Below are 21,093 nucleotides of genomic sequence, written 5' to 3' on the forward strand. Positions count from 1 at the left end.
AAAATCATAAAACTCCTCTAAAATAGTGTCCTCTAGTCAAACCTGTATTTTTTCTATAAAAATCCAAAAATATCTCTAAATCTCTTTCGCTCAAATTCCCATTTATATATTCATAAAAGACTTCCTGTACAGAATAAATATTATCTTCCTCAAATGTATAATCTATTCTTATCATGTTTACTCCACTATCATAAATACTATTTAACTCTTCTATAACCATAAGAGGAACACTATTATAAATCGTAGTTATACTTTCATTTCTAACGATAGGGAAAATTTTACCTAGTCTATCCTTTATACCATATCCACTTCTAAATTTGCAATATTTACAATTTTTGTTATTTCCACAACCTTTCCCTAAAGCTATTGGACAATGTTTCATAACCATTAGCGGTAAATATCCATATCCAATAGTTTCATATATATTTTCACCTTTTTGGCAAATTTCTTTTATCTGTTGCAGAGTCAGTTCAGGAGATAATGTGATACTATTTACTCCATTTTCCTTCAATGCTCTAGCTGCAATGCTATTATATACATTTAGTCCTATATCCCCATGAATATTAAATTGAAAATTATCTTTAACAAGATTAAGCGTCCCTAAATTAGATACAGATACTCCATCTATTTCTTTATATACTTGAACTAATTTTTTATTTAACCTTTTTAATTCATCTTCATTAAGGATTTTGTCTGTATAAATATAAACTTCCTTTCCTCTCTTTTTTATTTCATTTAAACAATTCTCCAAATCATCGTCAAATCCTAAATAAATTCTATCAAGTTTATTCAAATCCAACTTTTCAAATTGCTCTATTTTAGACACTTTAATGGACAATCTTTTATTTGGAGTATCTTTGATTCCATTTTTAAATTTAAAAAAATTTTCCATCCTTTCTTCAAACAAATTTTCATCTATTTTAGCTCTATGATTGAAATTCTTTCTTTTTTCATTTAATAAATCTATTCCCTGTCTTCTCAATTTATTTAAACTACTTATAGATAAAAAAGAACCTTCTTCGAGATAAATATTTAAATTGTCAATATAATAAGGTTCATCAGACAGTTTTTCCAGCTGACTTCGAACTCTTTCTTCCGTCAGAGAAACTTTTTGTGCCTTTTCTACTAACTCTTCACTTTCAATACTTATAGTATAATTTTCATCTTTTATAATTAAAACTGCCTTTTTATTTATATAGATATAAATTTCCACACTTATGGGGTATTTTATATTTTGAACACCTTCAAAAGTTTCCCTTGTTTTTTCCAGCAATTCCTTGTTAGATGTTTTATATACTAATGAATTGTTATTTATACCTTTTAGACTGTCAATTTTTATGATAGAACCTTTTTTCCCTGATGTATTTGATATAATCCCTACATATTCATTTTTATCCTTTGTAAATTCAATTCCATCTCCTATATTTAAATCATCTTCTAAATTTATATAAACATATTTGCGATCCACTTTCACAACTTTTCCAAGATAAACTCCTCTGTTGTTGGGTCTATCTAAAGAAATGAACTCTTTTCCAAAATTTCCTAGTATATACCCACCTGTAAATCCTCTATTAAATATTTCCAATAATTCTTTTTTATCTTCCTCTGTTATTTCATCTATTCCTCTATCTAATGCCTTTCTGTATTTACTAACAACTAGAGCTACATATTCTGGCTTTTTCATTCTTCCTTCAATTTTTAAAGATTTTAAGCCACTATCTACTATCTTATCTATATCTTCAATAGTATTTAAATCCTTAGGACTTAGAATATATTTCCCCTCTAATTTATCAAATACAGTCATTTCATTTTCTATATCAACAAGAGTATATGGCATCCTACAAGGTTGAGCACAAGTACCTCTGTTTCCACTTCGTCCCCCAATCATACTACTCATAAGACACTGACCAGAATAACAAACACATAAAGCTCCATGTATAAATCCTTCTAGTTCTATATTACTTCTTTCTTTTATATATTTAATTTCATTTATAGACAATTCTCTAGCCAATACAACTCTTTTAAATCCCATTTGTTCTAAAAAAAGTGCTCCCTGCAAATTGTTAATAGTCATTTGAGTACTGCCATGAAGCTCAAATTGAGGGAAAAGTTTTTTAATTAAATAACTAATTCCAAGGTCTTGAACTATAAGTCCATCCACATCTATCTCGTATAGATATTTTATATAATCTACCGCTTTTTCAATTTCTTTATCACTAAACAAAATATTTACAGTGACATAAACTTTTACTCCCCTCAAATGTGCATATTCAACTGCAATTTTTAAATCTTCCATATCAAAATTAGATGCATATTGCCTTGCATTAAAAAGCTTTCCTCCTAAATAAACTGCATCTGCACCATTCTGAATAGCAGCATATAATGCTTCAATATTACCTACAGGAGATAACAATTCCACATAACTATTATTTTTTACCACTAGATTTAACCTTCTTCCCCATCAAAAACTTTTTTATCATTGTCAAATTCTCTCATAAGTTCTTCTAATTCTTTTTTTGTTTCAACCAATGCAATTTGGCTTTGAAACAATTTATCTTGCAATTCTTTTATTGTCCTCTCATTTTCTTTTAGTTCTTCTTCTTTGAGATCTAAAGCTTGCTTATATTTTTTTATCAATTTATCTGTACTTTCGTGAGCTCTTTTAGATTCCAACAACTCGTTTTTATATATACTACATTCTTTTTCTAGTTCATCAATTTTTTTATTTGCCACATTTAAGTCTTCTGAAAATTTTTCATATTGCTCTAAAGGTTCCTTCACTTCTTTTTTTAGTTTTTCTAGCTCAACATAAGTCTTATAATATTCATCTGCTATATTAAATGCAGCAAGAATCGATGCCATAGAATCATTCAATCTATCATTGTTGGAAACTACATTCTTTATCTTTTCATCTACAAAAGCAGCAATACCTTTAACGTATTGTTCTGTCTCATTACCTACAACCGTAAAGTTACGACCATTTATATTTACATTTACTTTTTTCTTTTCTGTCATAACTTACCCTCTCCCTTAATTTAATTCATATATATCTATTCTACCTAAATCTTCTTTTTCCTTCATTTTTCACTAAATTAAAGGAGTAGATTTTATCTACCCCTTTAATTTTAAAGTTTAACTTCTAAGATTGGCTTTAAAAGTCTCCTCTATTTCATGAACTATATTTTGATGAATTTGTGAAACTTCCTCATCTTTTAGAGTTCTTTCATGAGATCTATAGGTAATTGAAAATGCTACACTCTTCTTACCTTTTGGTATTTGTTCTCCTGTATATACATCAAACAATTCAACTTTCTCTATAAGCCCCTCGCCTTTTGACCAAATCACTCCTTCGACATCTCTAAACATAATATCTTCATCTAATACAATAGCTAAATCTCTAACAATAGCAGGATATTTAGGCAATGGCTTATATTTCTTGTCTAAATCAGCAATTTCAACTATACCCTCAAAATCCAATTCTGCAATATAAACTCGTTCATCTATATCATAATTTTCTAACACATCAGGATGCACTTCACCCATAACTCCTAATACTTTGTTTTCATATATAATATTCGCTGTTCTTCCAGGATGGAATGTAGGGTGATTTTCTTCCCTTAAATAATTACATTTAACTATTCCTAATCTCTCTAGAAATGTTTCAACTACGCCTTTTAAATAGAAATAATCAGCTTCTCCATACATTCCTATGCATAGTGTTTTCCTCTCTATAGGCAAAGTCTTCACAGGAATTTCTCTAGGTATGAAAATATTCCCAATTTCAAAAGCAAAAGCTCTTTCCACACCATAATTATAATTTCTAGACAATAGTTCCATCATATTTGGCATGAGAGTAGTCCTCATAACACTATAATCCTCACCAAGAGGATTGATTATTTGTACACATTGTCTTTTCGCACTATCTTCTTTCAAATTCATTTTATCATAGGCTTTAGGACTTATGAATGAATAAGTCATGACTTCATTTGCTCCTAGCCCTTGAAGAATGGATTTAGATTTATCTTCTATTTGCCTATCATAAGGTTTCTCACCTCTTGTGAGGACTCCAACTAATGGCTCATTTTTTATATTATGAAATCCATATATTCTCCCTATTTCTTCAATCAAATCAATTTCTCTTTCTAAATCCAATCTAAAAGTAGGGACTAGAACTTCTAAAAATTCACCTTTATCTTCCACCTTAAGTTCCAAACTTTCAAGTATTTCTATTATCTTGCTTTTTTCAATCTCTATACCAAGTAGTTTATGTACCCTTTTAGGCCTTATAACAATACTAGTTTCCTTTTTTTCTTGTACATAATTGTCAAAATAGCCACCAACTACTTTCCCTGCTCCTATTTCCTCAATTAATTGGCATACTCTATTACATGCAATTTGACATAAATTTGGATCTATTCCTTTTTCAAATCTTGAAGAAGCTTCTGTTCTAAGCCCTAATGACTTTGATGTAAGTCTTACACTTCTATCATTAAAATTTGCAGCTTCTATTAAAATAGTCCTTGTATCATCAGTTACTTCAGTTTCTGATCCACCCATTATACCAGCTATAGCAACAGGTTTCTCTCCATCTGCAATAACTAAATTAGAGGAATTTAAACTTCTCTCTACTCCATCAATAGTAACAAGTTTTTCATTTTCTAATGCTTTTCTTACATATATCTTTTTATCTATTATTTTGTCCAAGTCAAAAGCATGTAGAGGTTCTCCAAATTCTAACATAACATAGTTTGTTATATCAACTATATTATTTATAGGTCTCACTCCAGCTTCCATAAGCCTAGTTTGTAACCAAAGTGGTGAACTTGCAATTTTCACATCTTTTATAACCCTTGCAAAATATCTATTGCAAAGCTCTTTATCTAAAATTTCAATTCCTCTCAAATAATCATTTATATTATCTTCTTCCTTGTTTATTTTTATGCTAGGATATTTCATTTTCTTATTGAGAGTAGCACAAGTTTCTCTAGCCATTCCCACAATACTTAAACAATCTGGTCTATTAGGTGTTATTTCAAATTCTATTACCTCTCCATACAATCCTAACACTTCTTTTATATCCATTCCCAATGGGTATTCTTTATCTAATATGAAAATACCATCTTTTTGCTCTTTAGGTATAACACTATCCTTTACTCCCAATTCCTTTAATGAGCAAAGCATACCAAAAGACTCTTCTCCTCTTAATTTACCTTTCTTTATCTTAACTCCACCAGGAAGTCTTGCTCCAACCAATGCTACAGGCACATAATCTCCTTCCTTAATATTGGTAGCACCTGTAACTATTTGAAGTTTTTCGCTTCCTACATCTGTAATAGTAATACATAGCTTATCCGCATTGGGATGATCTTTAATTTCTAAAATATGTCCCACTACTACATTTTCTATCTCGCTATTTAATTCTATAATAGATTCTACATGGGAACCTGACAATGTCAATTTATCAGCTAATATCTTTGAATCCACATTAATATCTACATAATCTTTTAGCCATTTTATTGGTAATAACATTTCTATCCTCCTATGCAACTAAAATTGATTTAAAAATCTCATATCATTTTCAAACAACAATCTTATATCGTTTATGCCATATTTAACCATAGCAATTCTATCTATTCCTAAGCCAAAAGCAAATCCACTATACTTTTCAGGATCTATGCCGCAATTTTCAAGTACTTTTGGGTCTACCATTCCACATCCCAACAATTCCATACTCCATCCTGTTCCATTACATGCCTCACAACCTTTTCCCTTACATTTTACACACGATACATCTACTTCTGCACTTGGTTCTGTAAATGGAAAATAATGTGGTCTAAATCTAGTTTCCATATCTTCTCCAAATAACTCTTTTATAAATGTACTAATAGTATCCATCAAATTTGCCATTGTTACATTTTCATCAACCACGAGACCTTCTAGTTGATGAAACATCGGAGAATGTGTATCATCTACATCGTCAAATCTAAAAGTTCTTCCAGCTGATACTATCCTTAAAGGTGGTTTTCTCTCTCTCATGGTTCTTATTTGCACAGGTGAAGTATGAGTTCTCAAAAGCATATCCTCTGTTATGTAAAATGTATCTGACAAATCTCTTGAAGGATGATTTTCCGGTGAATTCAATGCATCAAAATTGTTTTGAACCGTCTCAATTTCCGGACCGCAGACCACGCTAAAACCCATACTTAAAAATATATTTTCCAATTCCTCTATAGTTGCCATTAAAGGATGTCTGTGACCTAAAATTATCTCTTTCCCTGGCATAGATATATCTATTCTCTCTTTTTCTAATTTCTTTTTTTTCATTTCATTTTTTAAACGCTCTCTTTTAGAATTTAGTTCCGCTTCTATATCCTTTCTCACATCATTGGCTATTTCACCAACAACAGGTCTTTCTTCTTTGGAAAGTTTTCCCATCTCTCTAAGTACCTGTGTAAGCTCTCCTTTTTTACCTAAAAATTTAATTCTCAGTTCTTCCAACTCATCCATGCTTTTCATTTTACTGATTTCATTCATTGCTTCTTCTCTAATCTTATATATCTTTTCTTTCATGCTTAAACTCCTTTCATACCTGATAGTAAAAACTATATAAAAACAAGACCTATTTCATGAAATTGAAGTCATAAAATTCTAATTGTTTCCTTAAATTATAGCACTAGAGTATCTAAAACTCAAGAAATATTGGCCCTTTGTCTTGCTACTTCATACATAATAATAGAGGAGGCAATAGCTGCATTTAGTGATTCAGCATTGCCTTCCATAGGTATTTTTATGAGTAAATCTGCAAATTTTATCATTTCTTCCGTAACACCTTTAGCTTCATTTCCTATTATAAATGCAAAATCCTCGTTAAAATCGACATCATAAATATAGGTTTCACCTTTCAAAGAAGTAGTATATATCTTAATTTTTCTATCTTTCAAATAATTTATGATTTCTTTTTTATCTTTCATATATATAATTGGTATATGAAATAATGAACCCATAGTAGCACGAACTACTTTAGGATTATATACATCTACACAATTTTCCGTCATTATTATGCCACTAGCACCAAAGGCATCTGCAGATCTTATTATTGTTCCAACGTTTCCTGGATCTTGTAGTTCGTCTAAAATAATAATAAAATTTCCCTTATTTTTAACTACTTCATCTATTTTTGAAATATTAAAATCAACAACTGCCAATATACCTTGAGGCTTTTCAGTATCTGCCAATTCTCTAAACAAACTATTGGGTACTTTAATCAAATTTTGACTATTTTTATTTTTTAAGATAGAAAATAGTTCTTCGCCTCCATTTACAGAAAAGAGTTCATCGGAAAAGAGTGTATACTTTGGGGTTTTACCCCATCTTATACACTCTTCTACTATTTTTACTCCTTCTACAATAAACAAATTTTTAGTCCATCTTTCCTTTTTTTTATATAATCCTTTTACCTCTTTTATGATTGGATTTGAAGAACTAGTTATATCTTTCATTATAGTAAACACCTACGCTTTCTCTACTCTCCTTATATCTTCAGTATTTCCAATAACTATAAGTATATCCCCAGGTAAAATTACATCATCAGCATAAGGTGAAACATTAATATACTTTTCTCTCTTTATAGCCATTACATTTATTCCAAATTTCGTAGGAAGTTTTAATTCTCTAAGTGATTTATTTTCCCATTCAGGGATAGCTGTTATTTCAACAATGCTATAATCAGGCGATAATTCTATAAAATCTAGTACATTGGTAGAAACCAAATTGTGTGCAACCCTAACTCCCATATCTCTCTCTGGGAAAATAATCTTATCAGCTCCTATCTTTGATAATACTTTTCCATGTAATTCACTTTGAGCTTTAGCTATAACCCATTTAACCCCCAACTCTTTAGCGATCAAAGTAGCCAATATAGAAGCTTCTAAATCAGAGCCAATACTTATAATTACCACATCAAAATTTCTAATTCCCAATTCTTTTAATACATTTTCATCCATAACATCAGCTTGTACTGCATGAGTTACATGTTCGGATATTTCTTGAACTATTTCTTCATCTTTATCTATAGCCAATACTTCATTTCCCAAATTATACAATGTTTTCGCTACACTAGAGCCAAATCTTCCGCATCCTATAACCGCAAATTGTTTCATACATATATCTCCTTTCTATCCCACCAATATATTTCCTTCAGAATATCTATAACTACTTGAATTATTTTTTTGCCTCTTTGCAAAGGCAAAAGCCATTGTCAATGGCCCTACTCTGCCAGAATACATAGTTAGAGTTATTAGGACCTTTCCAAAATCACTTAAATTTGGTGTAACCCCTCTAGTCAATCCGACTGTTCCAAAAGCAGAAGTAGTCTCAAACAACAAATCTAGAAAAGTAGCATCTTCTGATAGAGTCAATATCAAAGATACTACAGTGACTAAAAACACTCCCACACTTGCAATAGCTAGAGATCTATATATTATTTCTTGGGGAATTCTCTTTTTATATGCTACTACATCTTTATTCCCCTTGATAACCGTAAGAGTTGTAAGTATTATAGCACCAAAGGTTGTTGTCTTTATACCTCCAGCTGTAGAACCAGGGGAACCACCTATAAACATCAATATTATCATAATAAATACACTAGTATCCTCAAGTTTAGCCATATCAACTGAATTAAACCCTGCAGTTCTTGTAACTACAGATTGAAAGAACGAAGCCAAAACTCTATCTTTTACACCTAATGGTTGCAATGTCGCTGGATTATCCCACTCAATCAAATAAATAAGAATAGTACCAGCCACAATTAATATAAGAGTAATAGCCAAAACAAGTTTTGAATGTAGCGACAATCTACCTAATTTCTTATTTTTCGAAATATCTATATATACAGAAAAGCCTAAGCCACCTATTATTATTAAAAAGCTAATTGTTAATATAACTACTATATCCCCTACAAAAGGCACCATACTATTTCCAATGATATCAAAACCAGCATTACAAAAAGCAGAAATAGAATGAAATATAGAAAACCATATTCCCTTATCAAGACCATATACAGGTATAAATCTGGTAGACAACAAAATAGCTCCTATGCCTTCTATTAAAAAAGTAGCTAAAATAACATACTTGGTTAATTTAACCAATCCCGACATAGTTTCTTGATTAAGCTGTTCCTTTATAATCAATCTTTCTTTTAGAGTTATCTTTTTCCCCAATATCAGTGCTACCAATGTAGCCATGGTCATAAATCCAAGTCCACCCATTTGAATAAGAATTATAATTACTACTTGACCAAAAAGTGACCAAAATTCAGCAGTATTCACCACTACAAGTCCTGTCACACAAACAGCAGATGCAGATGTAAACAATGCATTTAAAAATCCAATGCTTTCACCGGTTTTTGAAGCTACTGGTAAATTTAAAAGAATTGCGCCTATTAGTATAAGTCCGCCAAATCCCATTGCTAATACTCTTGGGGGATTAAGTTCCAATTTAACCAATCTCTTTTTTAAAAAAACCATATTCTCATCTCCTAAATCGCACAATACTAAGTTTATTATTACATTATAAGTATTTATTATTATAAAATAAACTATTGAAAAAATAAAAGCTCCGATATCGGAACTTTTATTTTACTTGCTCTTCGCAATTTCTACTAATTTAGAGAAACCTTCTGGATCATTTATTGCCATTTCAGATAACATTTTTCTGTTGATATCTATATTTGCTTTCTTTAATCCATTTATAAATGTACTATAATTCATGCCATTCAATCTTGCAGCAGCATTTATTCTTGCTATCCACATTTTTCTAAAATCTCTTTTTCTCAATTTTCTACCAACATAAGCATAATCTAGAGATTTCATGACTGCTTGATTGGCTGGTCTATATAATTTACTTTTTGCTCCATAATAACCTTTTGCTTGTTTTAGTACTTTTTTATGTTTCTTCTTAGCATTAACTCCACCTTTTACTCTTGCCATCTAAACTACCTCCTTCACTTCCCATAATTGTTTTCTAGTAAGGTAATACTTTTTTCATTCTCTTTAAATCAGCATCGCTAACCAATGTGCCTTTTCTTAAATTTCTAATTCTCTTTGGTGATTTTTTGCCAGTTTTATGACTTTTATAAGCTTTATATCTCTTTAATTGACCTGTTCCAGTCTTTTTAAATCTTTTCGCTGCTCCTCTATGAGTTTTCATTTTTGGCATAACAAATACCTCCTTCTTCTATTCTGCTTTTGGCACTAAATACATAACCATATTTTTACCTTCTAGTTTAGGTTCTTTTTCTATAGAGCCAACTTCTGAAGTTATATCTGCAAATTCTAGCAACACTTCTTTGCCTATATCAGTATGACCCAATTCTCTACCTCTAAATCTCACACTTACCTTTACCTTATCTCCAGATTTCAAAAATTCAATGGCCCTCTTAGCTTTTACATTTAAATCATGACTCTCAATGCTTGGTGTAAGTCTCACTTCTTTGACATTTATGACCTTTTGATTCTTCTTAGCTTCTTTTTCTTTTTTAGCTAACTCATATTTATATTTGCCATAATCCATTATCCTGCATACTGGTGGTTTTGCATTAGGAGCTACCTTCACTAAGTCTAACTTTCTTTCATAAGCAATATCTAAAGCTTTTTTACTTGAAACAACTCCTAATTGAGACCCGTCTACATCAATAAGTCTCACTTCCTTATCTCTTATCTCTTCATTGATTTGAAGTTCTTTAATATTACGCCACCTCCTAAATTTAATAAATAAAATAAAGCGAGTATAAATACCCGCTTTTCATTCAAAAACATCTCCACAAAAGTATATAAATATACTTTTAAAAACTCAAATTTAAACCTTATGAGCCATAGCTATAAGGTGAGAAGCGGATACTTCTACTTAAACACTCAATATTTACTTTCCTTACACATTATATGTCAATAACTTAAATTTGTCAATCAACTTCTCATATTTTTTACAAAAATTTATTTTGCCAACTCATATAATGCTTTTGTATATATTTTAGTAATTTTCATTAAATGTTCAATTGAAATATATTCATTCTTTTGATGAGCAACTTCTACTTGCCCTGGAAATACTGGTCCAAAAGCTACTGCATTATTCATTGCCCTAGCATAAGTCCCTCCTCCAATAGTTATAGGTTCACTCTCCATATCTCCAGTTTCTTCCCTATAAACCTTCATAAGTTTTTCAACAAGTGGATTATCCTTTGGCACATACAATGGTTTCATCCCATCCTTATCTTCTACAAGAACAATATTTGTGCCATCTAAACTTTTTCTAATGCCTTCATAGACATCTTCAGCACTAGATTTAATAGGATATCTAACATTTATTGAAAGTCTTATTTCCTCATCAGTAGTTTTAATAACTCCTGGATTAAAGTTTAATTTACCAGAAACATCATCCTCAAATCCACATCCTATTTCTTCCCCATGATGTTTAAATGCTATTTTCTTATTATAAATATTTATAAAGTCGCATATGTCACAATGGCAATTTATTATATTCCCTAAAAATGACATCAAATAAGTAATAGCATTTTCACCTTTTTCAGGAGTACTTCCATGAGCAGAAACGCCCCTTGCCTTTATTTTAACTAATTCTCCTTTACGTTCCATAGAAAGATTATATCCTGTTTTTTCTATAAACTTTATCAATTTTTTATGTAGACTATCTATATCTCTTACTTTCAACAATGCTTCACAATAGTCTGGTACCATATTTACTGCATTTCCGCCATTTATAGACTTAATCTGTATGTCTCCACAAGATATATTTTCAAGTTTTTTAACTAAATCAAAAGCTATTATCCCTTTTTCGCCATGAATAACTGGGAAATCAGCATCGGGTGTAAAAGCCATGTCTGGAGCACTTTCATGTTCAAAATAATACTTCATACATCCCCAACCAGTTTCTTCATTTGTACCAATTATCATTCTAATTTTTTTATTTATTTTAACATTTGATTCCTTTATAGCCTTTATAGCATAAAGACTTGATATAGCAGGTCCCTTGTCATCTAAAGTTCCTCTTCCAAAAATCTTTTCATCATGAATTTCTCCTCCATAAGGTGGGTATGTCCACCCCTCTCCTTCTGGAACTACATCTACATGAGCCAATACGCCCACAGTTTCACTTCCTTCTCCAAACTCAATATATCCTGCATAACCATCTAAATTTTTTGTTTTAAACCCCATTTTACTACCTAAATTCAATATATATTCCAATGCTTTATATGGTCCTTCTCCAAAAGGCATTAAAGTACTACTTTCACCTTCAACACTCTTTATGCTCACTATATCTTGAGTTGATTTTATAATATCTTCTCTATAACTTTCGACCAAATCTACAAAATTCATCATATAACCTCCCTATTAATTTCTTATATATTGTGTATCTTTGATAATTTAATACTTCACTTTCATTATACCTTTACAAAATATTTCCTTCAACATTCTTCTTTTTATTTTTATATAACAAACACTTTCTTATGAATTTTAAAAAAAATAAATGGTTAAACTATTAATAGCAAAATATGAAAAGGTGGGGATAGTTTGCAAAAGAAAAAAATAATTTTTGCTATATCTATATTGGGGATAGTTTTATCATCTTTCCTTTTTTATGATAAATATTTTCCAACTAATATTTTTCATCATATTACCAACTGGGACAGATTTTTAATCTGGGCATTGACTACAATTTTTGTTATATACTATATACAGTTAGACTCAAATCCACAACTAGCCCCATTAGCTCTATCTAATGAAAAAGATGGCTCAAAAGAAAACAATAAGCCTAATACTTCATTTAAAGACGTTGCAGGACTTGAAGAAATAAAAGAAGAGTTGCAAGAAACTATAGATTTTATAAATAACTCACAAAAATATACCAAAATGGGTGCAAAAATACCCAAAGGCATATTATTCTACGGTCCCCCTGGCACTGGCAAAACTCTTCTTGCCAAAGCTGTAGCTGGAGAAACAGATTCAACTTTTTTATATGCAAGTGGTTCAGAATTTGTTGAAAAATATGTAGGCGTTGGTGCTAAAAGAGTAAGAACCTTATTCGAAAAAGCTAAAAAAGAAGCTCCAAGCATAATATTTATTGATGAAATAGATGCTATTGGTGCAAAAAGAAATTTAGATTCTAACAACGAAAAAGATCAGACTTTAAATCAACTTCTAGCAGAAATGGATGGATTCAATACCAGTGAGACAGTAGTAGTAATAGGTGCTACAAATAGACTTGATTTATTAGATGAAGCACTTCTTCGTCCTGGGAGATTTGATAGACATATTTATGTGGGAAATCCAAACATCAAAGCAAGAGAAAAGATATTGGAAGTCCATACTAATAACAAACCTTTATGCAAAGATATTTCTATCCACGAAATAGCTAATAAAACCCACGGACTTTCGGGTGCGGAACTTGCAAATATTGCAAATGAAGCAGCTATAATTGCCGTAAGAAAAAACAAAAACAAGATTGATAAAGATGATTTCAATGAAGCCATTGAACGAGTGTTAGCAGGACTAGAAGTTAAAAATCCATCTATACTTTTAAAAGAGAAAAAGACTGTAGCCATTCATGAATCTGGGCATGCATTAGTAAGCAAAATACTCAAAACCGATATGGTCCAAAAAATATCTATTGTTCCAAGAGGTCAAGCACTAGGATATGTTTTAAAATTTCCAGAAGAAGAAAGATATCTTATGACCAAAAAAGAATTGATGTCAAAAATCACAGGCCTCGTAGCAGGAAGAGCCGCTGAGCAAATAGTTTTCGGTGAAATAACTACTGGTGCAAAAGATGATTTAACAAAAGCTACTCAGATAGCACAAGAGATGGTATGTAGCTATGGAATGAGTAGTATTGGAAACATTTCTATTGATGAATATTATGTAAAAAACAATTTTAATATAATAAAAGAAGAAATAAGAAAAATAATTGATGAATGCTACGAAAATGCCATAAAAATCATAGAAGATAATAAAATAATACTATTTCACATAGCAGATTTACTTATGAAACAAGAATCGATAACCAGCAAAGAATTGGATGAAATATTTAAGCAATATGAATCTAAAGTAAATTATGCAACATAAAAGGTAGGAAATTTCCTACCTTTTACATCTTGCTTTTTATTTCTTCAACTACTTTATCTACAAATTTTTCCACTTCAATTTGACCCAAATCTCCTTCATCCCTCTTCCTTACAGATATCAATCTATTTTCCACTTCTTTTTCTCCAACAACCAACATATAAGGGATCTTCTGTAGTTGTGCTTCTCTTATCTTATAACCTATTTTTTCAGTTCTGTCATCAACTTCTACTCTCATACCATTTTCTTCAAATTTCTTTTGAAGCTCATATGCATAGTCATTGAACTTGTCAGATATAGGAAGTATGGAAATTTGAACTGGTGCCAACCATACAGGAAACTTTCCTGCATAGTGTTCAATAAGTATACCCATAAATCTCTCAATACTTCCAAGAATAGTCCTATGAATCATTACAGGTCTTTGTTTCTCATTATTTCTATCTATATAAGTCAAATCAAACCTTTCTGGCATTTGAAAATCAAGCTGAATAGTTCCACATTGCCAAGTTCTACCTATAGCATCTTCAAGATGGAAGTCTATCTTTGGTCCATAAAAAGCTCCGTCGCCTTCATTTACTATATAGTCAATGTTTTTCTCTTCTAATGCAGAAATCAAGTTGCTAGTTGCCAATTCCCATTGTTCTTCTGTACCCATAGAATTTTCTGGCCTTGTTGAAAGCTCTACATGATATTTAAATCCAAATATGCTGTAAACATAATCTGCCAAATCAATGACTTTTATCAGCTCATCCTTTACTTGACTAGGTAACATAAATATATGAGCATCATCTTGAGTAAAGCTCCTAACTCTCATCAACCCATGAAGAGTTCCTGAAAGCTCGTGTCTGTGAACAAGTCCCAATTCTGCCATTCTTATTGGAAGATCTCTATAGCTATACATATTTGTCTTATAAACAAGTATGGAACCAGGACAATTCATAGGTTTTATAGCATACTGATTTTCATCTATTGTTGTAAAATACATGTTTTCCTTGTAGTGATCCCAATGACCTGATCTATGCCACAACTCCTCATTCAATATTATAGGTGTTTTTATTTCTCCATAACCTCTTTTTCTATGTTCTTCCCTCCAAAAATCCTCTAACATATTTCTTATTACCATTCCCTTTGGATGGAAAAACGGGAAACCAGGTCCTTCTTCATGAATGCTAAATAAGTCTAATTCTCTCCCCAATTTTCTATGATCTCTTTTCTTTGCTTCTTCCAATCTCTCTAAATATTCATCTAAATCTTTCTTCTTCTCAAAACTAGTTCCATAGATTCTTTGAAGCATCTTATTGTGTTCATCACCACGCCAATAAGCACCAGCTATACTCAAAAGTTTGAAAGCCTTAACTTTTTTAGTATTAGGCAAATGAGGCCCTGCACAAAGATCAACAAAATCTCCTTGTTTGTAAAACGAAATAACTGCATCTTCTGGAAGATCTTCAACCAATTCTACTTTATAGGGCTCATCTTTATCCTTTAGCAATTTTATAGCCTCATCTCTTGGCAATATAAATTTTTCTAGTTCATAGTTCTCCTTAACTATTTTAGCCATTTCTTCTTCAATTTTTTCTAAATCTTCAGGAGTAAATCTATGTTCAGTATCAAAGTCATAATAAAATCCTTCGTCAATAGCAGGCCCTATGGCTAATTTCACATCTGGAAATATTCGTTTAACTGCTTGTGCTAAAATATGAGAACTAGTATGTCTAAATATCTCTTTTCCTTCTTTATCTTCAAATTTCACAATATTTACATTAGCATCTTCTTCTATAGTATCTTTAAGTCCTAATATTTTCCCATTGACTACTGCTCCCAATGAAACTCTAGCTAATCCCTCACTTATGTCTTTAGCTACTTCATAAACTGTTACGCCTTTTTGATATTCTCTTTCTGAACCATCTGGCAAAGTAATTTTTATTCTATCCATTTTTATACCTCCTATCTTCACTTTTAAATACAAAAAACCCCTCATCCCTAAAAACATAGGGACGAGAGGTAACTCACGTGGTTCCACCCTAATTGGTGCTTAAATCAAATAACGCAATATGCGGAAATCCTTCTCCACTATGGATGGATTCAGCTCAGGGGTGGTCTTCAGTTAGTAATATCTCAGGATTGCTTTCAGCCAAGGCTATCCCTCTCTATGAGTATTAACTAGCTTACTCTTCCCTTCATAGCATTTCTATTAGTTTTAATTAGAGATTATAGCTCTATTTTTCATTTTTGTCAATAGATTTGACTATACTTTTTAAGAATATTTATTGCTTCGTCAATATCAAGCATAGTTTGATCCCCAGTTTTCATGTTTTTCAAAGTAATTTTTTCATTTTTTACCTCATCTGCCCCTATTATTATTACATAAGGTATACCCAATTTATCTGCATAATTAAACTTTTTTCCCATTTTCCCTTCTTCTAAATAAATCTGAGTATGTATATCTTCATTTCTCAATTGATTTCCAACCTTTATTCCATACTCCATGCAATCTTCCATAGGTATAACAAGAACTTCCGTCAAACTATTCCATTTACTTTCAATTATATTAGCTTCCCTAAGTTGATGAAATAATCTTGTAAGACCTATACATATACCAACTCCAGGCAATTTTTGTTTTGTATAATATTCTGCCAAATTGTCATATCTTCCTCCAGAACAAATACTACCGATATCTGGATATTCATTTAAAAAAGTTTCATACACTGTCCCAGTATAATAATCAAGTCCTCTTGCAATAGTTAAATCAATGACTAAATTTTCTTCAGGTACTCCAAAATATTTTACATACTTAACTACACAAGCTAATTCCTCAAGACCTTCATTAAAAACATCATTTTCTATACTCATTTCTTTAAGATTAGATAATATTTCATCATTTGTGCCCTTTATCTGAGTAAAAGTCATTATTTTATCAATAGTTTCTTCATTTAATCCTATTTTACTCAATTCATTTGAAACTCCATTCAATCCTATTTTATCCATCTTATCTATGGTCCTCAAGACTTCAGCACTGTCTTCAATGTGAATCCATTCAAAAAATCCGCTTAATATTTTTCTGTTGTTTATTTTAATCGTAAAAGATTCAAATCCTAAATCTTTAAAAGTATAATATATAACACTTGGAATTTCTGCATCATTTATGATATCCAATTTTTCGTTTCCTATAATATCTATATCACATTGATAAAATTCTCTAAATCTTCCCTTTTGATTTCTTTCTCCTCTATAAACTTTACCTATATGATATCTTCTAAAAGGAAAAGTCAAATCTGAAAAATGTTGTGCTACATATCTAGCCAATGGTACAGTTAAATCAAATCTTAGAGATAAATCACTATCACCTTTTGTAAATCTATATATTTGTTTTTCAGTATCGCCTCCACCCTTTGCAAGAAGAACTTCAGATTTCTCTATGACTGGCGTATCTATTGGCAAAAACCCGAATTTTTCATAATTTTTTCTAATAGTGTCTAGCATTTTATTGAAAAGTATTTGATCATTTGGCGTTAATTCCATAAATCCTGGTAATATTGAAGGCTTAACTATCTGTCTATCCATTCATATCACTCCCATTAATAATTTGTCTTATCCAATATAATAACATTTTTCTATAATATTTTGAAGCACATAAAAATAGAAGTTGAATCAACTTCTATTTTTCACTATTCATCGGAAATTCCAAATGGCATAATTCACAGCCAGTACAAAATATAACTTTTTCCGGAAATACACTTTTAATTATTTTAACCACTTCCGTTTTTTTACTCTCCTCGCTCCCATGAAATATTATTTTTTTGGGTGCTATAGTAATAAGTGAACTAATCAATATATCATCCCTACTTATCCCTTCATCTGACAATTCACTGATTACTTCACTAAAAAGGTCGCAATCTATTTCCTTATTATCTATATCAAACAATTTATATTCATTATTGCTCACAACCAAATTGACTAAACTCATCTTGGGCTCTTGAATATCTACAAAATATTGCAGTATTTTTATAAACTCTAGATACTCTCTGTCTGCAAAAAATTCTTCTATGCAATTATCTATTACCTTATCCAAAAAAGGTTCTAATTTTTTCAGCCTAAAATTTACAAACCCATCTACTAATATCTCATTATTTTTAGAAATATATTCATATACCTCATCAAAAATCAATTTTTTCTCATCTTTAAAAAAATCATCATTGCACAATAAATCATCTGCTAAATGAACTATAGCTATTTTTTCATCTCTATTTAAATCACTATATTTCAAAAATACTTTTTTTAATATAATATCCCTTAAATAGTACTCGATAATTATTTCAGTTATAAATAAAGAAAGAGTATTGTAGAAATCAGAATCATTCTTTGTTTTCTTTTTATCTTTAGGAAAAACTTTCATAAAAACTCTATTCCCTAATTTTTCTTCTTCTATTTCAATTTTATCTTCAAAATCATATTCATCTATAGTACTTATTATCTTTTCCTTATTATCCTTGATTCCAATAGATAATATTTCCATTTAAATTCTCCTTTCTCTCGTATTTGTAGTATACGTTTTTGTCCTGAAGTTATTCTATTATATAGTTACAATATTAACAATATAAGCTAATTATCGTACCTAAATCTATAATTTCATCATCACTTAAAAAAATTAAATTTTTTTTATTTTTTTTAATAAACTTATAGATTTTTTCACTATCAGGATGAGAATTTAATTTGCCAGATAAAACAATATCTTTTTTAGATAAATTTCCACAAGTTCCTCCAATAAATCCATAGTCAAATCCTTCTAATTTTATGTACCCTGGCTTTACTAGCAATACATCTATACCTAAATTTATGCATCTTTCATATATTGGATAATCAGATGTAATAATAGCTCTTTCATCAACTACAGCCACAGAACATTTCGAATAACCTTGCTTTACATTTATAAACTCTAAACCTTGTTTTTTTAAATAATAAATAAGTTTTTCATCTGTATATTTAAAATTATGTATTGCATATCCATATAATCTTCCTACATTGTATGCAATATCATCAGGGTAGTTTCTTGACAACCACTTCTCACCCTTTATCATTTTTATACCCGAATTAGATAATAATTCCTCATAGTATTCAAAAACATTTGGTGCTATAATTAAGGTTTTATAATCTAAAGGATGCATTACAATATCAGGATGATAAGATATGCCTTCTTGAACTTCATTGCACTTAATAGTTTTTATCACTTTTATATTATAACTCTCTAATGTTTTTATAATAGAATCGCTAGCTCTACCATCAACAATAGCTATATTTGCACTTTTGTAAGGAATAAAGGGATTGTTTTTAAACATACATATTCTCCTTTTAGATAAAAAATTAAACCTTCTATATTAGAAGGTTTTTTTCTGGAGGCGGCACCCAGATTTGAACTGGGGGTAAAGGTTTTGCAGACCTCTGCCTTACCACTTGGCTATGCCGCCATTTTAATTTTATTGACTTAAAAAACTTACTACCAACACCAGCGGCCCCGACTAAGCGATTCGCTCCAAATCACAGATTTGGGCTCTCTGCTTATGCCTTACCACTTGGCTATGCCGCCATATGGAGCGGAAGACGGGATTCGAACCCGCGGCCCTCGCCTTGGCAAGGCGATGCTCTACCACTGAGCCACTTCCGCATATTAATTAATTAGCAACACCTTTTAACACTATTTATACTCTTGGCGGCTCCCACTAAGCGATTCGCACCAAATCAAAGATTTGCGCTCTCTGCTTATACCACTGAGCCACTTCCGCATATTTTGGTGCCCAGAGGCGGAATCGAACCACCGACACGGGGATTTTCAGTCCCCTGCTCTACCGACTGAGCTATCTGGGCTAATTTTTTCATCCTACAAGCAGTATGAAGTTTCATCTACTAATTATGCCATAAGCAACGCGGACTAAGCGATTCACACCAAATCATAGATTTGGGTTCTCTGCTTATACCGACTGAGCTATCTGGGCTAATTTTTATAAATTACAGCAGTATGAAATTTTATTTAGCAACGATATGCTAACAACGACAGTATTCAGTATACCTCATTATATCGATAAAGTCAAGATTTAAATTAAAGATTTTAAATCTTCTTCTGAAAAATCATATTTCTTATTGCAAAAATGACATACAACTTCAGCTTTTCCATCTTCTTCTATTATCTTCTTGATTTCTTCTTTTCCTAAACTAATTAATGTACTTTCTACTTTTTCTCTAGAGCAATCACATTTAAATGCAACTTCTTTTCTTTCAAGAATTTCCATTTCAAAGTCTCCAAATATCTTTTGAAGTATATCTTCTGGTTTCAATCCCCTTGCAATTAAAGATGAAATAGATTCTGAATTTTTTATTTTTTCCTCTAATCTATCAATATCTTCTTCCGATGTATTTGGCAATAGCTGTACTATATAACCTCCAGATGCTTTTACAGATAAATCTCTATCTACTAGTACTCCTAAGTTTACTGCCGAAGGTTGTTGCTCTGAATATGCAAAATAATGAGTTAAATCCTCTGCAATTTCTCCTGAAACTAAATTTGATTGTCCTATATATGGTTCTTTCATGCCTATATCCTTTATGACAACAATTTTCCCATTGTTCCCTACAGCTCGACCTACATCAAGTTTCCCATTTGCCTTAAGTGGCAAATCTACCAATGGATTGCCAACATACCCTTTTACTTCGCCTTTTGAATTGGATACTGCAATTATTGTTTTTATAGGACCATCACCACGTAGCTGAATTGATACAGTATCTTTTTCTCCCTTCATCATTAAACCCATCATGACACAAGCTGTTAAAGTTCTTCCCAAAGCGGCCGTAGCAGTAGGAGTAGTATTGTGAATTTGCCTCCCTTTTTCAACTAAATTAGAAGTAGTAGCTACAAAAACACGAATAGTTCCTTTCTTATCAATTGCCCTTATAACATAATCTTTCATATTTT

At 31.0% G+C, this 21,093-nt stretch carries 17 protein-coding genes and 3 tRNA genes; 1 reads left to right on the forward strand and 19 read right to left on the reverse strand.

The features are described from left to right. Nucleotides 1-4: 4 nt before the first annotated feature. The 11 genes from ACFWUA_RS00130 to pepV all read right to left on the reverse strand — a co-directional run bounded on the left by ACFWUA_RS00130 (nt 5) and on the right by pepV (nt 12,386). Nucleotides 5-2,440 (reverse strand): DUF3656 domain-containing U32 family peptidase, encoded by a 2,436-nt coding sequence (locus ACFWUA_RS00130; protein WP_416198156.1) that lies wholly within the window; start codon nt 2,438-2,440, stop codon nt 5-7. 5 nt (nt 2,441-2,445) lie between these two features. After that, entirely contained in the window at nt 2,446-3,015 is a 570-nt protein-coding gene (locus ACFWUA_RS00135; protein ID WP_416198157.1) for a cell division protein ZapA, read from the reverse strand. Between the two features lie 117 nt (nt 3,016-3,132). Then, on the reverse strand, nt 3,133-5,529 hold the full coding sequence (gene pheT, locus ACFWUA_RS00140; RefSeq protein ID WP_416198158.1) for a phenylalanine--tRNA ligase subunit beta: 2,397 nt from the start codon (nt 5,527-5,529) through the stop codon (nt 3,133-3,135). A gap of 18 nt (nt 5,530-5,547) precedes the next feature. Next, nucleotides 5,548-6,570: a phenylalanine--tRNA ligase subunit alpha gene (gene pheS / locus ACFWUA_RS00145; RefSeq protein ID WP_416198159.1), complete on the reverse strand. Its 1,023-nt coding sequence runs from the start codon at nt 6,568-6,570 to the stop codon at nt 5,548-5,550. A 119-nt stretch (nt 6,571-6,689) separates the two neighbouring features. Further along, nucleotides 6,690-7,499: a 23S rRNA (guanosine(2251)-2'-O)-methyltransferase RlmB gene (rlmB, locus tag ACFWUA_RS00150; RefSeq protein WP_416198160.1), complete on the reverse strand. Its 810-nt coding sequence runs from the start codon at nt 7,497-7,499 to the stop codon at nt 6,690-6,692. Nucleotides 7,500-7,511: 12 nt separating this feature from the next. Continuing rightward, the gene (locus tag ACFWUA_RS00155) at nt 7,512-8,159 is read right to left on the reverse strand and encodes a potassium channel family protein (RefSeq protein ID WP_416198161.1); all 648 of its coding nucleotides are present in this window, start codon (nt 8,157-8,159) and stop codon (nt 7,512-7,514) included. A 15-nt stretch (nt 8,160-8,174) separates the two neighbouring features. Continuing rightward, the gene (locus ACFWUA_RS00160) at nt 8,175-9,524 is read right to left on the reverse strand and encodes a TrkH family potassium uptake protein (RefSeq protein ID WP_416198162.1); all 1,350 of its coding nucleotides are present in this window, start codon (nt 9,522-9,524) and stop codon (nt 8,175-8,177) included. A gap of 111 nt (nt 9,525-9,635) precedes the next feature. Then, nucleotides 9,636-9,986: a 50S ribosomal protein L20 gene (rplT, locus tag ACFWUA_RS00165; protein ID WP_416198163.1), complete on the reverse strand. Its 351-nt coding sequence runs from the start codon at nt 9,984-9,986 to the stop codon at nt 9,636-9,638. Between the two features lie 34 nt (nt 9,987-10,020). Next, a complete protein-coding gene (gene rpmI, locus ACFWUA_RS00170; protein ID WP_416198164.1) occupies nt 10,021-10,215 on the reverse strand; it encodes a 50S ribosomal protein L35 in 195 nt (64 codons plus the stop codon). A gap of 18 nt (nt 10,216-10,233) precedes the next feature. After that, entirely contained in the window at nt 10,234-10,776 is a 543-nt protein-coding gene (gene infC / locus ACFWUA_RS00175; RefSeq protein WP_416199152.1) for a translation initiation factor IF-3, read from the reverse strand. 212 nt (nt 10,777-10,988) lie between these two features. Further along, nucleotides 10,989-12,386, reverse strand: a complete 1,398-nt coding sequence (gene pepV / locus ACFWUA_RS00180; protein WP_416198165.1) for a dipeptidase PepV — start codon at nt 12,384-12,386, stop codon at nt 10,989-10,991. A 195-nt stretch (nt 12,387-12,581) separates the two neighbouring features. Here pepV and ftsH point away from each other — a divergent pair, with 195 nt between their 5' ends. Beyond that, complete coding sequence (ftsH, locus tag ACFWUA_RS00185) at nt 12,582-14,132, forward strand: ATP-dependent zinc metalloprotease FtsH (RefSeq protein ID WP_416198166.1); 1,551 nt, start codon at nt 12,582-12,584, stop codon at nt 14,130-14,132. Between the two features lie 22 nt (nt 14,133-14,154). Here the strand turns inward: ftsH and thrS are convergent, their stop codons facing one another. From thrS to hslO, 8 genes are all read right to left on the reverse strand, one after another. Further along, nucleotides 14,155-16,065 (reverse strand): threonine--tRNA ligase, encoded by a 1,911-nt coding sequence (gene thrS / locus ACFWUA_RS00190; protein ID WP_416198167.1) that lies wholly within the window; start codon nt 16,063-16,065, stop codon nt 14,155-14,157. Between the two features lie 299 nt (nt 16,066-16,364). Then, nucleotides 16,365-17,693, reverse strand: a complete 1,329-nt coding sequence (hisS, locus tag ACFWUA_RS00195) for a histidine--tRNA ligase (RefSeq protein ID WP_416198168.1) — start codon at nt 17,691-17,693, stop codon at nt 16,365-16,367. A gap of 94 nt (nt 17,694-17,787) precedes the next feature. Continuing rightward, complete coding sequence (ytxC, locus tag ACFWUA_RS00200; protein WP_416198169.1) at nt 17,788-18,645, reverse strand: sporulation protein YtxC; 858 nt, start codon at nt 18,643-18,645, stop codon at nt 17,788-17,790. Between the two features lie 73 nt (nt 18,646-18,718). After that, the gene (locus ACFWUA_RS00205) at nt 18,719-19,465 is read right to left on the reverse strand and encodes a DUF6873 family GME fold protein (RefSeq protein ID WP_416198170.1); all 747 of its coding nucleotides are present in this window, start codon (nt 19,463-19,465) and stop codon (nt 18,719-18,721) included. Nucleotides 19,466-19,520: 55 nt separating this feature from the next. After that, a tRNA-Cys gene (locus tag ACFWUA_RS00210) sits at nt 19,521-19,594 on the reverse strand. A gap of 122 nt (nt 19,595-19,716) precedes the next feature. Beyond that, a tRNA-Gly gene (locus ACFWUA_RS00215) sits at nt 19,717-19,791 on the reverse strand. Between the two features lie 124 nt (nt 19,792-19,915). Beyond that, nucleotides 19,916-19,991, reverse strand: a tRNA-Phe gene (locus ACFWUA_RS00220). A 227-nt stretch (nt 19,992-20,218) separates the two neighbouring features. Then, nucleotides 20,219-21,088, reverse strand: coding sequence for an Hsp33 family molecular chaperone HslO (hslO, locus tag ACFWUA_RS00225; RefSeq protein ID WP_416198171.1), 870 nt, complete (start codon nt 21,086-21,088; stop codon nt 20,219-20,221). Between the last annotated feature and the right edge of the window lie 5 nt (nt 21,089-21,093).

Source organism: Sporanaerobacter sp., from assembly GCF_047830725.1.
Taxonomy (GTDB): domain Bacteria; phylum Bacillota; class Clostridia; order Tissierellales; family Sporanaerobacteraceae; genus Sporanaerobacter.

Excerpts from the sequence above, each read along its gene's own strand:
- ACFWUA_RS00135 (WP_416198157.1), bottom strand. The coding sequence starts at position 3,015 with ATGACAGAAAAGAAAAAAGTAAATGTAAATATAAATGGTCGTAACTTT.
- pheT (WP_416198158.1), bottom strand. The coding sequence starts at position 5,529 with ATGTTATTACCAATAAAATGGCTAAAAGATTATGTAGATATTAATGTG.
- pheS (WP_416198159.1), bottom strand. The coding sequence starts at position 6,570 with ATGAAAGAAAAGATATATAAGATTAGAGAAGAAGCAATGAATGAAATC.
- rlmB (WP_416198160.1), bottom strand. The coding sequence starts at position 7,499 with ATGAAAGATATAACTAGTTCTTCAAATCCAATCATAAAAGAGGTAAAA.
- ACFWUA_RS00155 (WP_416198161.1), bottom strand. The coding sequence starts at position 8,159 with ATGAAACAATTTGCGGTTATAGGATGCGGAAGATTTGGCTCTAGTGTA.
- ACFWUA_RS00160 (WP_416198162.1), bottom strand. The coding sequence starts at position 9,524 with ATGGTTTTTTTAAAAAAGAGATTGGTTAAATTGGAACTTAATCCCCCA.
- rplT (WP_416198163.1), bottom strand. The coding sequence starts at position 9,986 with ATGGCAAGAGTAAAAGGTGGAGTTAATGCTAAGAAGAAACATAAAAAA.
- rpmI (WP_416198164.1), bottom strand. The coding sequence starts at position 10,215 with ATGCCAAAAATGAAAACTCATAGAGGAGCAGCGAAAAGATTTAAAAAG.
- pepV (WP_416198165.1), bottom strand. The coding sequence starts at position 12,386 with ATGAATTTTGTAGATTTGGTCGAAAGTTATAGAGAAGATATTATAAAA.
- thrS (WP_416198167.1), bottom strand. The coding sequence starts at position 16,065 with ATGGATAGAATAAAAATTACTTTGCCAGATGGTTCAGAAAGAGAATAT.
- hisS (WP_416198168.1), bottom strand. The coding sequence starts at position 17,693 with ATGGATAGACAGATAGTTAAGCCTTCAATATTACCAGGATTTATGGAA.
- ytxC (WP_416198169.1), bottom strand. The coding sequence starts at position 18,645 with ATGGAAATATTATCTATTGGAATCAAGGATAATAAGGAAAAGATAATA.
- ACFWUA_RS00205 (WP_416198170.1), bottom strand. The coding sequence starts at position 19,465 with ATGTTTAAAAACAATCCCTTTATTCCTTACAAAAGTGCAAATATAGCT.
- hslO (WP_416198171.1), bottom strand. The coding sequence starts at position 21,088 with ATGAAAGATTATGTTATAAGGGCAATTGATAAGAAAGGAACTATTCGT.